The organism is Exiguobacterium sp. AB2 (genome assembly GCF_000696055.1).
Classification (GTDB): domain Bacteria; phylum Bacillota; class Bacilli; order Exiguobacteriales; family Exiguobacteriaceae; genus Exiguobacterium; species Exiguobacterium alkaliphilum.
Window position 1 is genome coordinate 19946 of sequence record NZ_JNAA01000018.1, and the last position, 14497, is coordinate 34442.

10 protein-coding genes are annotated in these 14497 nt (G+C 54.2%); 4 read left to right on the forward strand and 6 right to left on the reverse strand.

Translation table 11 applies throughout. The features are described 5' to 3' along the window. Positions 1–7: 7 nt before the first annotated feature. Positions 8–922 carry an alpha/beta hydrolase gene (locus DI14_RS02340; protein WP_034804707.1) on the reverse strand — a complete coding sequence of 305 codons (915 nt, stop codon included), beginning with the start codon at positions 920–922 and terminating at the stop codon, positions 8–10. 192 nt (positions 923–1114) lie between these two features. On the opposite strand from DI14_RS02340, the gene DI14_RS02345 reads away from it, so the two are divergent. After that, complete coding sequence (locus tag DI14_RS02345; protein WP_034804710.1) at positions 1115–1378, forward strand: hypothetical protein; 264 nt, start codon at positions 1115–1117, stop codon at positions 1376–1378. 64 nt (positions 1379–1442) lie between these two features. Here the strand turns inward: DI14_RS02345 and DI14_RS15410 are convergent, their stop codons facing one another. The 3 genes from DI14_RS15410 to adhE all read right to left on the reverse strand — a co-directional run bounded on the left by DI14_RS15410 (position 1443) and on the right by adhE (position 5133). Next, on the reverse strand, positions 1443–1580 hold the full coding sequence (locus DI14_RS15410; RefSeq protein WP_156028770.1) for a hypothetical protein: 138 nt from the start codon (positions 1578–1580) through the stop codon (positions 1443–1445). Positions 1581–1757: 177 nt separating this feature from the next. After that, positions 1758–2480 (reverse strand): M28 family peptidase, encoded by a 723-nt coding sequence (locus DI14_RS02350; RefSeq protein WP_034804713.1) that lies wholly within the window; start codon positions 2478–2480, stop codon positions 1758–1760. A 61-nt stretch (positions 2481–2541) separates the two neighbouring features. Next, the gene (gene adhE / locus DI14_RS02355) at positions 2542–5133 is read right to left on the reverse strand and encodes a bifunctional acetaldehyde-CoA/alcohol dehydrogenase (protein ID WP_034804715.1); all 2592 of its coding nucleotides are present in this window, start codon (positions 5131–5133) and stop codon (positions 2542–2544) included. A 389-nt stretch (positions 5134–5522) separates the two neighbouring features. Between adhE and DI14_RS02360 the strand changes: the two genes are divergently transcribed. The 3 genes from DI14_RS02360 (at position 5523) to DI14_RS02370 (ending at position 8225) form a co-directional block, all read left to right on the forward strand. Continuing rightward, the gene (locus DI14_RS02360) at positions 5523–5969 is read left to right on the forward strand and encodes a MarR family winged helix-turn-helix transcriptional regulator (protein ID WP_034804716.1); all 447 of its coding nucleotides are present in this window, start codon (positions 5523–5525) and stop codon (positions 5967–5969) included. Positions 5970–6048: 79 nt separating this feature from the next. After that, positions 6049–6762, forward strand: a complete 714-nt coding sequence (locus tag DI14_RS02365) for a YebC/PmpR family DNA-binding transcriptional regulator (RefSeq protein WP_034804718.1) — start codon at positions 6049–6051, stop codon at positions 6760–6762. Between the two features lie 143 nt (positions 6763–6905). Further along, positions 6906–8225, forward strand: a complete 1320-nt coding sequence (locus DI14_RS02370; RefSeq protein WP_034804719.1) for a Na+/H+ antiporter family protein — start codon at positions 6906–6908, stop codon at positions 8223–8225. Between the two features lie 146 nt (positions 8226–8371). On the opposite strand, the gene DI14_RS02375 is transcribed toward DI14_RS02370, so the two are convergent. After that, positions 8372–9823, reverse strand: a complete 1452-nt coding sequence (locus DI14_RS02375) for a glutamate synthase subunit beta (protein WP_034804721.1) — start codon at positions 9821–9823, stop codon at positions 8372–8374. After that, entirely contained in the window at positions 9820–14256 is a 4437-nt protein-coding gene (gene gltB, locus DI14_RS02380; protein WP_034804723.1) for a glutamate synthase large subunit, read from the reverse strand. The genes DI14_RS02375 and gltB overlap by 4 nt, the downstream gene beginning before the upstream one ends. Positions 14257–14497: the final 241 nt, after the last annotated feature.

Genomic DNA, 14497 nt, shown 5'->3' on the forward strand with positions numbered 1-14497 from the left:
TGACTGTTCATTGTTGCTTTTGGAGCCATTCGTCAATCTTTTGGATTAAAACAGGGTGTAGCGGCGCCTCGATGGCATCACGATATTCTTTATGCAACTGAAGCAACGAGTGCGGCGTGGTCCGCTCGACGAGCAAGTGGTTCATGTCTTTCAAGATGTCACTCGTAACGTCCCCTTTCGTCCTGACGGAATGAACGTGTTCCGGCGGGACTTGGACGTCACGGTCACCGGTGATGGCAAGGACCGGTACACGCACGTGCTCGAGCCGCTCGCGGACGTCATACGAGGCGTGCTCCCGAATCCACTTCGCATTGACGATTTGGCCTCGGAATTTGAATGAGGCGACGTTCGTCCGCAGCGAGCGTTCGAACAATTCATCTTGCCGTTTGCGCACTTTCGCCGGGACGCCGGTCAAGCGATAAAACATCCCTTTCAACCCTTTGACGGACCCGATCTCATTGGCGAGCGCATCGGCTTGAAGCAAAAACATCTGTTTCGACGCGTCGTTAAATCCGGCTAAGAGAATCAAACCCGTCGCTTTCGTCTCGAGTTGAACGGCCGGTGCGATGACCGCCCCTTCGCTATGACCGAGAATGACGACGTCGGTCACCTCTGGCAAACGCTTGACTTGATTGACGACGGCGATCGCATCGTCGATCAAGTCGTGCAGCCCGACTTTGTTGAAGTCGCCGTCCGATTCGCCAATCCCTTGTTTGTCATATCGAAAGACGTTGACGCCCATCTCGAACAGTGCCTCTGCCAATTTTTTATACGTTCCGAACGACGACGGACCCATGTTCCCATCGCGGTCACTCGGTCCGCTCCCGCTCAAGATGACGACCGTCTTTCGCGGCGTGTCATGTAATTGCAGTGTTCCAATCAATTCACCGTAAGGTCTTGTAATCGTTAAGTTTTGTTCCATCGTATCGCCTCCTCTTTCATCATACCGGACATCACGAGACGTATCGAGCAAAACTGATGAACGGACAGGTGGGGCATCCCCATCCCTCTTCTTTGATCGTATAAATTAAAAGGATAATACTACCATTTGTCGAAAGAACACATAGCGTCATCTGATGGAGACGACAAGTCAAATTACGAGAGGAATGAGAGAGTGTTCGAAAAAATGGTTCGGTATGGCTGGAACGTCCTATCCGGTTTGTTTGTGTTGGCCTGTTCACTTTGGTTGAGCGGTCCAGGCATAGCCGAAACGGACACGCCAGACTATCGCTGGTATTTCATGTTATGGTTCCTGCTGTGGACGATTGGGTTCCTGTTGCAATTCAAGCAACGAACGAAATCGATGGGGTTGGTGCTCACGTTCATCCCGACGCTATATTATCTATTCCTTGCATTGCGGGCGATGGAACTTTTCTAGCATGCTTTGTCCATGCAGACGTCTTTGACCGAGCTCTAACTATGATTCAAGAAATATAAATGGATTAGGTCAACGCTTGTAGTGCGGAGGAAATATGAAGTAATGCATTGATCAGCTCATCGACGTGCCAAGCGATATAGCCGCTGCTGATCGCGATGATCGTGAGCATCGTCAGCTTATATATTTGAATTGTATCTTTCATTTGTCTCATCCTTTCATCAGTTAGATTTTCGAACCTCAATCCCTACAAACGAGCGTACCATGTTTCCATTATTATGTAATCAATGTATAGATAAAGCTCTGTTCAGATGTTTATTCATCTTTTTATTTCATATAGAAAAGACTGCCGACCATGTCTCGTCAGCAGTCTTTCATTCGTTTATTGTGTCGTTAACCACTCGACTATCCAGTCTACATGCTCGCGCATCGCGTCATCCGATAGCCGATCGATCGTGTCGTCCTCGGTAAAAACATCCTGGCTCGCTGTGAGCGAATCGTTCATCGAGATGACATCGATGCCGGCTTGTCGATATTCGTCTAAAATCGACACCCCTAAACTTCTCACTTCGACATCTTCAAACGCTGCACTGTCCATGAACGGATACGACTTCATGCCGTGCGTTTTGACGAAGCGGTCCGTATCACCTGTCCCAATCAAGTCAAGCAACATGACGGTTCTCGTTGTCACGTCGCGCTCTTCCAACATGCCAAGGTAATGCGTGCTCGCCTCGTACCCTTCCCCGTACCCGTTCAAAAAGACGTAGCGAATCGTCGCCTTCGTCTTGACGTCATCCATCGCTTGAATGACTTGATACAGAATCGAGGCACCACCGAGGCCAGTTAACGCATGGTCCCCGTATCCACTGCTATCGAGTCGTGCCATCACAATCACTTCCTCATCTGTCGTCCCGGTCTGAACGAATTCCGTATAGGGCATTTCCGATTCATACGGTTCGATCGTCACGGTTTGGCCATCCGTCAGCATCTCGGCCGTTTCAGTCCCGACGCCGGTTCCATTAAAAGAAAAAAGGTGGGCCGAGATCGCCATCAAGTTTGTCGTCTGGTTCAACGTCATCGCTTTACTCATCATCGTCTTGTTCATGGGACTCTCCCTGCTCGAATGAAAAAAGGCGGCCACTCGTTTGAGTGGTCGCCTGTGTTGGTTATACGCCTTCGTAAGCAGCGTACATGATCTCTTTCAATTCTTCAACGAGCGGCATTTTCGGGTTGGCCGTCGTACATTGATCTTCGAACGCGTCGACCGCCATCTTGTCGACTTTCGCGTCGAGGTCCGCTTTTTTGATGCCTTGTGCTTTGAACGAGAGCTTGATGTTCAAGCGCTGACCGAGCTCGATGACAGCTTGGATGAGTGACTCGACGCCTTCTTCCGTCGTGCTCGCTGGAAGTCCGAGGTAGCGCGCGATTTCTGCGTAACGCTCGTCGGCGATGAACGACTCATATTTCGGGAACGCCGCGAGTTTCGATGGGCGTGTCGCGTTGTAGCGGATGACGTGTGGCATGAGAATCGCGTTCGTCCGTCCGTGTGGGACGTGGAACTCGCCACCGATTTTGTGAGCGATCGAGTGGTTGATGCCGAGGAACGCGTTCGCGAACGCCATACCAGCCATTGTCGATGCGTTGTGGACTTTCTGACGGGCTTCGGCGTCACTTCCGTTCTCATACGCTTTCGGGAGGTAATCGAAAATCATCTTCATCGAACGGAGCGCAAGTCCGTCTGTATAATCGTTAGCCATGACTGAGACGTACGCTTCGATGGCGTGCGTTAACACGTCCATTCCTGTATCGGCCGTGATTGACGCTGGGACCGTCATGACGAACTCAGGGTCGACGATGGCGACGTCCGGTGTGATCGCGTAGTCAGCGATCGGGTACTTCACGTTTTTCTTCTTATCTGTGATGACCGTGAACGGTGTCACTTCAGAACCCGTACCTGATGTTGTCGGGATGGCGACGAACATCGACTTGTTACCGAGCGTCGGGAACTTGTACGTCCGTTTGCGGATATCCATGAATTTTTGGCGAAGGTTCGAGAACTTCTCTTCTGGGCGTTCGTAGAAGAGCCACATGCCTTTCGCGGCATCCATCGGCGAACCGCCACCGAGCGCGATAATCATATCTGGTTGGAAGTGACGCATCGCTTCAGCACCGCGCATGACCGTCTCAACGGATGGGTCTGGCTCGACTTGGTCGAAGATGCGGTACTCGACGCCAGCAGGCAAGTTTTTAACGACTTTATCGGCAAATCCGAGTTTGACCATCATTTCATCCGTGACGATCATCGCCCGTTTTTTCGATGTGAGCGATTGAAGGTACTGGACTGAGTTTTTCTCAAAGTAAATCTTTTCAGGGACTTTAAACCATTGCATGTTCACGCGACGTCTCGCCACCTTTTTCACGTTGAGTAGATGTTTCGCCGTCACGTTCTCAGAGACGGAGTTTTTCCCGTACGACCCACAACCGAGCGTGAGCGACGGTGTCATTTCGTTATAGAGGTCACCGATCCCGCCGTGTGCCGTTGGCGAGTTGACGATGATGCGGCAAGCTTTCATCCGGAGTCCGAACGCGATAATGGCGTCCTCGTCTGTCGAGTGAATCGCTGCCGTATGACCGAGGCCGCCGATTTCAAGCATCTTCTCAGCGATGGCGAACCCTTCTTCACGCGATTGAACTTTATAGGCACCGAGCACCGGGCTTAATTTTTCATGTGAGAGAAGTTCTGTCGCACCGACCGTCTCGAGTTCGGCGATTAAGATCTTCGTGTCGGCCGGAACGCTGAGTCCAGCTTTCTCGGCGATCCAGGCTGCCGGTTTCCCGACGATTTCCGGGTTGACCGCACATGAGTCTGTTTTGATGACGAGTGTCTCGAGTTTCGCTTTCTCTTCTGGTGAGCAGAAGTAGCAGCCGAGTTCCGTCATTTCCGCTTTCACTTCTTCATACACTTCTTGGTCGACGATAATCGCTTGTTCAGACGCACAGATCATACCGTTATCGAACGTTTTCGACAAGATAACGTCCGAGATGGCACGTTTCACTTTTGCTGTTTTGTCGATATAAGCAGGTACGTTACCTGGTCCGACACCGAGGGCCGGTTTACCAGTCGAGTAAGCCGATTTCACCATCGCCGCTCCACCTGTTGCGAGGACCATGGCGACGCCTGGGTGGTTCATGAGTGCTTTCGTCGCGTCGAGTGACGGTTTTTCGACCCATTGAATCAAGTGTTCCGGTGCGCCAGCTTCGATGGCTGCATCACGAAGGATGCGTGCCGCTTCGCTTGAACACTGTTGTGCCGACGGGTGGAAACCGAAGATGATCGGGTTACGCGTCTTGATGGCGATGATTGCTTTAAACATCGTCGTTGACGTCGGGTTCGTCACCGGTGTGACCCCAGCGACGACACCGACCGGCTCGGCGATGTACGTGATGCCGTTTTGCTCGTCGTCTTCGATGACGCCGACCGTCTTCTCGCCACGGAGCGAGTTGTAAATATATTCTGTCGCGAAGATGTTTTTGATCATCTTGTCTTCAAATACACCACGACCTGTTTCTTCATATGCATGTTTTGCGAGAGCGACGTGCTGTTCGAGTCCGGCGAGCGCCATCGCTTGAACGATCGCATCGATCTTCTCTTGGTCGAACGTCATCAACGTATCGAGCGCTTTATGCGCTTGTGTGACGAGCGTGTCGACCATCTGTTCTGCTGATGTCTCTACTACTGCTTTCTCTTTAACTGCCATGTTGGTTTCCTCCTCATGAATGAGAGCTGATAAGTCTGACTTGATGGAGAGCACGGGGCAATCAGTTAGTTCAAGAAGAGTTTGTGCTTTCCTTCACATTCATAGAATACACCGATTTTCCGATTTTGTGCGTGACAACAATGTGAACTGTTTCACAAGATTTTTTAGAAGAATGAGGATAGGGATTGCTTTTTCAGATGATGCTCAGTAAAATCTTATTCGTTTTCATGAAAATAAGGTACAGACGATATGTAAACGCTTACAAACGTTATGTCCACGATGCGACGGAAGCGCTGTGCAAAATGTCACGGAATGAGGATTGGTCGTCCAAGCTGTCCCCCACTCGTGTATAATGGGAAGTAGAACCTGATTAGGAAGTGAATAGACCTATGCCTAGACAAGATGCAGCCGATCAGTTCGTTAAACTGATCCCATTGATTCGTAGAAAATTACTTCGCCGCTCGGACTTGCCCCAAATCCCGAACTTGAACTTCTCTCATTTTCATCTATTGATGTTGATTGAAGACGAGGGTGCCGTCACAAACGGACACATTAGCGAGACGTTATCAATCGCCCCACCGAACGTGACGCCGCTCATCACGAAACTCGTCGATGAAGGATACATCACCCGTGTGCCGGACGAGCGTGACCGCCGCGTCATCTGGAATCAATTGACCGAGAAAGGCGAACAGGTCCTTCGGGAACGACGCGATTCGTTCCGCCGCCTGTTCGAAGATCGCCTCGCCTTTTTAGATGAGGACGAGACCGCACGATTGATTGATAGCTTGAAGACACTGACCGAGATTGTCGAGAAGATGGACAAGAGCGAGGGATGATTTTTACTCGTCAATGTCCCGCGCTTCTTATATAATCGACAGTGAATCAATCGAACTATGGAAAGAGAGATGACATGCAATGGGTCGTAAATGGAACAACATCAAAGAGAAAAAGGCGTCAAAAGACGCCAACACGAGCCGGATTTATGCGAAGTTCGGTCGGGAGATCTACATCGTCGCCCGCCAAGGCGAGCCAGATCCTGAACTGAATCAAGCGCTCAAGTTCGTCGTCGAGCGCGCGAAGACGTACAACGTCCCTCGTGCCATCATTGACCGCGCCATCGACAAGGCGAAAGGTGGCGACGAAGAGAACTTTGACGAGTTGCGCTATGAAGGATTCGGTCCGAACGGCTCGATGATGATCGTCGACACGCTTACGAACAACGTCAACCGGACGGCGTCTGAAGTCCGTGCCGCGTTCGGGAAGAACGGCGGCAATATGGGTGTGAGCGGTTCGGTCGCCTACATGTTCGATGCCACGGCCGTCATCGGCGTCTCTGGCATGAGTGCGGACGACGTGCTCGAACTCATGATGGAACATGACCTTGACGTGCGTGACGTGCTTGAAGAAGAAGACACGGTCATCGTCTATGCTGATCCGGAAGCATTCCACGCCGTCCAAACCGCATTCAAATCAGCCGGTATCGACTCGTTCGAAGTCGCCGAACTGACGATGCTCCCACAAAATGAGATCACCCTCGACGACGCGTCGAAAGAGCAGTTCGAGAAGCTCCTTGACGTGCTCGAAGACCTCGAGGACGTGCGCCAGGTATATCACAACGTCGAATTATGACGAGCCAGCGATAACTTTTCGGAGTTATCGCTTTTTTCAACACTTGATTTGACAAGCATGGTCTCATATGTTAAATTTCAAAAGTCTTTATCATATTAAAGTGATAATAAGAGAAAGAGTTTTGGAGAAAGGTGTTGTCTTTTATGAACGCTGTCTTATTAGCAGTCATCGTTTTATTCGCGCTCGCCATCAGTCGCGTGCACATTGTCTTATCGCTCATCTTAGCCGCCATCGTCGGAGGGCTCGTCGGAGGGCTTGGCTTCAACGATACGCTCACCGCGTTTAGCGACGGGCTCGGCGGTGGCGCGTCCATCGCGCTCAGCTACGCGCTCCTCGGTGCGTTCGCCGTCGGTCTCTCGAAGACGGGACTCCCGGACGTCTTGGCCGAACGGTTGATCGCCATGTCCGGTCGTGACGTCACCGGGAAGAACGTCTTGTTCGTCAAGGCGCTCTTGCTGTCGCTCCTCCTTTTACTCGCGATCAGCTCACAAAACGTCTTGCCGATTCACATCGCATTCATCCCAATCGTTGTCCCGCCTTTACTCGTCTTATTTAACGAGTTGAAGCTCGACCGACGCCTCGTGGCGACCATTCTCACGTTCGGACTCGTCACGCCGTACATGCTCTTGCCTGTCGGCTTCGGGGGCATTTATTTGAATGAAATCTTGCTGCCGAACGTCGAGACGAACGGGATGGCCGTCGGCGACGTCAATATTGTCGGCATCATGGCCATCCCGGCTCTCGGTATGGTATTCGGTCTCATCGCCGCCTTCATCCACTATCGGAAGCCGCGCGACTACGAGACGATCGCACTCGGCCCGAAAGATTACGAGTTGCGTCAATTGAGCCCGTTGAAGATCGGATTGACACTCGCTGTCGTTCTCGTCGTCCTCGTCGTCCAGTTGCAGACCGACTCGATGATTGCCTCGGCCGTGACCGGTCTCGTGCTCTTGAGCGTGCTCCGGTTAATTCCTTGGTCTGAAGCCGATGACATCTTCACGAGCGGCATGCGCATGATGGCGTTCATCGGGTTCGTCATGATCGCGGCAAGCGGCTTCGCGGCCGTCATTCGTGAGACCGGGGCGATCGAGCCCCTCGTCAACGGTGCGTCTGGGCTCATGGGCGATTCGCAGTTCCTCGCAGCGCTCGTCATGTTGCTCGTCGGACTCGTCATCACGCTCGGAATCGGCTCGAGTTTCTCGACGATCCCAATCATCGCGGCCATCTTCGTCCCACTGTGCATCCAATACGGCTTCTCGGTCGAGGCGACGATCGCCATCATCGGGACGGCCGGCGCGCTCGGTGACGCCGGTAGTCCGGCGAGCGACTCGACGCTCGGCCCGACGAGCGGCTTGAACGCCGACGGTCAACACGACCACCTCCGCGAGACGGTGTGGCCGACGTTCTTACACTACAACATCCCGCTCATCGTCTTCGGACTGATTGCGGCGATGGTGTTGTAATCACTTTCGATTGCGCCGTGCATAAATCGTCCCGAGTAAGACGAGCACGAGCAAAAACCAAAATCCTGTATACATGAGGATCTCTGTAATCATCGCTTTCCTCCTGTGACAAAAAGATAAGGAGCGACGCTTGGCGTCGCTCCTTTTCATGATGAAGTTTTTAGCTCCGTTTGACAAGTTTCCAAGTAGGCGTCGACCTTTTCTGCCACTTCACGCCCTTCACGGATCGCCCACACGATCAGGCTTTGACCGCGCCGGGCGTCACCGGCGACGAATACGCCGTCAACGTCCGTGACGTAATCACGTTTTGACTCGACCCCGAGTTTTCTCAGTTCCGGCTCTGGTCGCTCGAAGCCGATGGCGACGAGGACGAGATCGGCCGGATACGTCTTCTCTGACCCTTCGACGACGAAGAACGTAGCGTGACCGTCGGGTTTGACGATTTTCTCCATCCGTTCCGTCTCGATGCCGACGACCTTGTCGCCTTCGGTCACAATCTGATTCGAGCGAATCAAGTACGTGCGCGGGTCCGCCTCGTATTGTCCGATTGCCTCGGCGTACGCGTAATCGGTCGACAGCGTGTCCGGCTGGAGCGGCCATGGCCGTTCCGGCGCCCGGTATAGCCCTTTCTCCGGGTGTTTCCCGAACTGCGTGACCGATGCCGCGCCTTGACGGATGGCCGTCGCGACGCAGTCCGCTCCCGTGTCGCCGCCACCGATGACGATGACATGTTTCCCTTCCGCATCATGGCGTGAATCTAAATCTTTTCCGTTCAACTGTTTCGTCGAAGCGGTCAAGTAGTCCATCGCCAGTTCGATTCCTGAAGCGTCGTCCCCGTCGATGCCGAGCGTTCGTTGCTTTTGGGCACCGGTAGCTAAGATGACGGCGTCATACTCGCCCCGGAGCGCCTCGACCGTCACGTCTTCCCCGACGTTGACGCCTGTCTTGAATCGAATCCCTTCCGCCTCGAGCAAATCGACGCGACGTCGGACAACGCCTTTGTCGAGCTTCATGTTCGGGATGCCGTAATACAAGAGGCCGCCGATTTCATCGGCTTTCTCGAGCACGGTGACCGTATGGCCGAGCTGGTTCAACTGGTCGGCCGCAGCGAGACCGGCCGGACCGCTCCCGATGATGGCGACGCGATACCCGGTACGCTGACGCACGTGACGAGGCTTGACCCATCCTTGTTCGAAGGCGCGGTCGATAATCGTCCGTTCGATTGACTTGATCGCAACCGGGTCTTCACTGATGCCGAGCGTACACGACCCTTCACAAGGCGCCGGACAGACCCGACCCGTGAACTCCGGGAAGTTGTTCGTCTCCATCAAGCGCTCGTAAGCACGGAAGAAATCCTGGTCGCTCACGAGTCTGTTCCATTCCGGGATCAAGTTGTGAATCGGGCAGCCGATCGTCTCTTGGCCAATCAGATCGCCGACATGACAAAACGGTGTGCCGCAGTCCATACAACGCTCGGCTTGCTTGACGATCGGACCGTCTTCCATCCGTGACGCATATTCCCCATAATCGTGAATCCGGTCCTTGACACCCCGTTCTGGGAGTGTCTCACGCGGAATGCTTAAAAAGTTGTGTCTCATACTGCCCCTCCTTCTGTGACGACTCGGAACAGTTCTAATGCCCGGTCAGCCTCGCTCAATTCAGGTCGCGTCATTTCGAGCTGACGCATCACATCGAGGACGTTCGCATAATCTCTCGGCACGACTTTTACGAAACGGCTCAGCTCGTTCTCAAACGAGTCGAGAATCAACCGCGCCTTGACACTGTCGGTGTGGAACTGATGAAGCTCGAGCAGCGAATAAATTTCTTCGGCGTCTTGATCCGTCAACGAGTCGACCGCCACGAGTTCGTGGTTGACGAGCTCGTCGTAGTCTTGATCGCCATACAAATAGGCGACCCCGCCCGACATACCGGCTCCAAAGTTGCGGCCGACCTGACCGAGGACGACGACCGTCCCCCCGGTCATGTATTCGCAACCGTGGTCACCGACCCCTTCCGTGACCGCGACGGCGCCAGAGTTACGGACGGCGAAGCGTTCACCGGCATGACCGTTGAAGAACGCCATCCCGCTCGTCGCCCCGTACAGGCAGACGTTCCCGGCGATGACTTGCTCGCTCTCGTCAAACGGGGCATGCTTTTCAGCGATGAGGGCGATTTTCCCGCCGCTCAACCCTTTGCCGACGTAGTCGTTCGCGTCACCGATGACCGAGATGGTGATTCCTTTCGGCAAGAACGCGCCGAGGCTCTGCCCGGCCGACCCGCTCAAGCGAATCGATATCGTGTCCTCGGCCAGTCCGACGTTCCCGTGCACCCGCGTCAGTTCCGAGCCGAGCATCGTCCCGACGGCCCGGTCCGTATTTCGGATTCGGCCGACGAAGAACGTCGGTTGGCCCGATTTGATGGAACGTGACACGGCCGGCATCAATTTTCGGTGGTCATACGATTTGAACGCCGGATGCGGCAGCTCTTCCTTCTCCGGAAGCGGCGTCGGCATGGCGATCATCGGGTGTAAGTCGAGCGATGACGCTTTCGCATGCGTTTGTTTCCATTCGCTCTCTTCGAGAAGATCCGTCCGCCCGATCACTTCATCGAGCGTGCGCGCGCCGAGCGACGCCAAAATCTCGCGGACGTCTTCGGCGAGGAACGTCATCAAGTTGACGACATGTTCTGGTTTCCCCATGAACTTCGCACGGAGGGCCGGGTCTTGCGTCGCGACACCGACCGGGCACGTGTCCAAGTGACAAGCACGCATCATGATGCAACCGAGGACGACGAGCGGAGCCGTCGCGAACGCATACTCCTCAGCGCCGAAGATGGCAGCGAGCACGATGTCGCGACCGGTCATGAGCTTCCCATCCGTCTCAAGGGTGACGCGGCCTCGGAGCCCGTTCAAGGCGAGGGTCTGGTGCGTCTCAAGGAGGCCAAGCTCCCACGGGAGACCGGTATGTTTAATCGACGTCCGTGGCGAAGCGCCCGTACCGCCATCATAGCCTGAAATGACGATCGTATCGGCGTTTGCCTTGGCGACACCGGCCGCAATCGTGCCGACACCCGATTTCGAGACGAGCTTGACACTAATCTTCGCGTTCGGGTTGACGTGCTTCAAGTCGAAGATGAGTTGCGCCAAATCTTCGATCGAGTAGATGTCATGGTGCGGGGGTGGCGAGATGAGACCGACCCCAGGAACGGAGCCACGGACTTCGGCCACCCATGGGTACACTTTGTTGCCTGGGAGTTGACCGCCTTCGCCGGGTTTGGCGCCTTGGGCCATCTTGATTTGAATCTCATCGGCGTGATACAGGTACTCGGCCGTTACACCGAAACGGCCGCTCGCCACTTGCTTGATGCGACTGACTCGTTCCGACCCATCCTCATCCGGGACGAACCGGTTGCGGTCCTCGCCGCCTTCACCCGAGTTACTCTTTGCCCCGATTCGGTTCATCGCGATGGCGAGCGTCTCATGCGCTTCCTTCGACAAGGAACCGAACGACATCGCCCCGGTCTTGAACCGACTGACGATGGAGGCGACCGATTCGACTTCTTCGAGCGGGACGGGTTGTCGCTCCGTGAAGCTGAACAACTGTCTTAAGAACTGCCCGGAAGACTCATGGAGACGGACGTATGCATCATAGTAATGTCGTTCATTCTCACGGCAGGCACGCTGCAGCAAGTGAATCGTCTTCGGGTTGAACGCATGCTCTTCCCCGTCGGCGCGCCACTGGAAGTCAGCCCCTGCGTCGAGTGGGCGGTCCCGGTCATAGGCCGCCACGTGTTGTGCCCGGCCTTCTGCTTCGATTGCCTCAAACCCGATTCCTGACAGTTGTGACGTTGTTCCCCGGAAATGCGTCTCCACAAGGCCCCGGTCTAACCCGACCGCTTCAAAGATTTGGGCCCCACGATAACTTTGTACGGTCGAGATCCCCATCTTCGACATGACTTTCACGATTCCGTCGACGGTGGCCGCTTGATAACGACGCACCGCTTCATCGAATGAGTGGCTGAGTTGGTTCGAACGGATCGCTTCGTCAATCGTCGCGTAGGCGAGATAAGGATAGACCGCGTCCGCGCCATAACCGATCAGTGCTGCCGCTTGATGGACTTCACGTAACTCGCCGCTCTCGCTGACGAGGCTACAGGACGCCCGTAAGTTCGAACGGATGAGTCGTTGATGGACGGCGCTCATGACGAGGAGCGCCGGCATGGCGATTCGCTCGGCGTTCGTACCGCGGTCCGATAAGACGATGACTTCCGCACCATCCCGGACTTTGGCCTCGACGCGCTCGAACAACGCTTCCAAGGACGCCTCTAAACCGCTCGCATACGTCGCATCGACACGGCTCACGCGCAGCTCTTTCTCGATGCCGACAAGCCGGGACGCATCTAAAATCGGATGTGCGAGCCAGACGCGGCGGGCATGGCCACGGCCGGTATGGACCGGGTTCGATTGCGGGCCAAGCCATGTGAACGTCGCGGTCACGATTTTTTCCCGCAGGGCGTCAATCGGCGGGTTCGTCACTTGCGCGAAGTGTTGTTTGAAATAGTGGAACAACGAGCGCGACCGCTCAGACAGGACAGCGACAGGTTGGTCATGTCCCATCGACCCGATTGGATCCTTCTTTTCATTGATGAGCGGTACCATATACTGCTCGATGTCTTCTTTCGTATAGCCAAAGGCACGTTGTTTGCGCTGCAAATCGTCGACAGGGGGCTCGACGACAGCCCCGTCCTCGACCGTCTTCATCTGCTTCAACCATTTGCCATACGGCTCGGCGCGCGCAATCGTCTGTTTGATTTCTGCGTCCGGGATGAGTCGTTTCGATTCCAAGTCAATCAAGAGCAGTTGCCCTGGGCGCAACCGTTCTTTCTTGACCACGTTTTCGGCTTGAACCGGGATGACGCCGCTCTCGGATGACAAAATCAACTCGCCGTCTGCCGTCTCGATGTAGCGCATCGGCCGGAGCCCGTTCCGATCGAGGATGGCGCCGATTTGCCGGCCGTCCGTGAACACGACCCCGGTCGGGCCGTCCCATGGCTCCATGATTGACGAGTGATATTGATAAAAGTCGCGTTTGTAGCGATCGATCGTGCCTTCGATGAACGGCTCCGGGATGAGCATCATCGCCGTGTGGGCGATTGAACGTCCCGTTCGTGTGAAGAACTCGAACGCGTTGTCGAGCATCGACGAGTCGCTCCCTTCTTCTTGCAAAACCGGGAATAGTCGCTCGACGTTCTCGTACAGGTCGGTCTCCGTCACCCCTTCTCGGGCGCGCATCGCATCGATGTTGCCGCGTAACGTGTTGATCTCACCGTTATGGACGATCATCCGGTTCGGGTGCGCCCGTTCCCACGACGGGAACGTGTTCGTCGAGAAACGCGAGTGGACGATGCCGAACGCGCTCTTATAGAACGGTGACTGTAAATCGAGGTAGAACCTTTCGATTTGTTCCGGTGTGAGCATCCCTTTATAGACGATCGTCTTCGTCGAGAAGCTCGGCATATATAAATTTAACGTCTCGGTTTTTTCGATGCTGCGGCGTAGCTCGTAAAGCGTTCGCTCATTCGTCTCATAATCCAAAAACGGACAGGCGACGAACCACTGATATATCGTCGGCTGGGTCGTGCGTGCATGCTCACCGATCGCGAGCGGGTCGACGGGCACTTCACGCCAGGCGATTGTCGCGACATCGAGGTCTTCGGCGAGACGCTCCATCTGTTGTTGCTTCTCACTGAGCGCCGTCTCCTCCGGTTGGAAGAAAACCATCCCGACCGCGTAAAGTCCCGGTGCTGGCAAATTCATCGTCTGCAAGAACAACTCATGTGGAATCTCCGTCATGATGCCGGCACCGTCTCCGGCGTCGATGACCCCTTGCCCCCCGCGGTGCTCAAGTCGACATAGCATCGACAACGACCGACTGACAATCTCGTGTTTCTTCTCTCCATTCAGGTTGACGTATAGGCCGATGCCGCAAGCGTCTTTCTCGAATCGTGAATCGTATAAACTCGTCCGTTTCATCGAATCAACCCCTCTCTCTCGTACTGTTTCGTAAGTTTTATTTTGTTCTAAATATTCTGAAAAATCAAGAGAGATGTATACATTTTTGCATAATACCATCTCGATGTATTGAAGATGTAAGCGTATTCAATAGCTTTACCAAGCTTTTTCCGAAAACAACTTATAATAAATAAAGAATATTTATCCACTACATATATTAACTAACGAGTTCTTTTGACCACAAAAAAAGACGTCTTGCAGA

What these genes read in the sequence shown, in the direction of transcription:
- DI14_RS02360 (WP_034804716.1), top strand. Translation starts at nt 5,523, where the DNA reads ATGCCTAGACAAGATGCAGCCGATCAGTTCGTTAAACTGATCCCATTG.
- adhE (WP_034804715.1), bottom strand. Translation starts at nt 5,133, where the DNA reads ATGGCAGTTAAAGAGAAAGCAGTAGTAGAGACATCAGCAGAACAGATG.
- DI14_RS02350 (WP_034804713.1), bottom strand. Translation starts at nt 2,480, where the DNA reads ATGAACAAGACGATGATGAGTAAAGCGATGACGTTGAACCAGACGACA.
- DI14_RS02370 (WP_034804719.1), top strand. Translation starts at nt 6,906, where the DNA reads ATGAACGCTGTCTTATTAGCAGTCATCGTTTTATTCGCGCTCGCCATC.
- DI14_RS02340 (WP_034804707.1), bottom strand. Translation starts at nt 922, where the DNA reads ATGGAACAAAACTTAACGATTACAAGACCTTACGGTGAATTGATTGGA.
- DI14_RS15410 (WP_156028770.1), bottom strand. Translation starts at nt 1,580, where the DNA reads ATGAAAGATACAATTCAAATATATAAGCTGACGATGCTCACGATCATC.
- DI14_RS02365 (WP_034804718.1), top strand. Translation starts at nt 6,049, where the DNA reads ATGGGTCGTAAATGGAACAACATCAAAGAGAAAAAGGCGTCAAAAGAC.
- DI14_RS02375 (WP_034804721.1), bottom strand. Translation starts at nt 9,823, where the DNA reads ATGAGACACAACTTTTTAAGCATTCCGCGTGAGACACTCCCAGAACGG.
- gltB (WP_034804723.1), bottom strand. Translation starts at nt 14,256, where the DNA reads ATGAAACGGACGAGTTTATACGATTCACGATTCGAGAAAGACGCTTGC.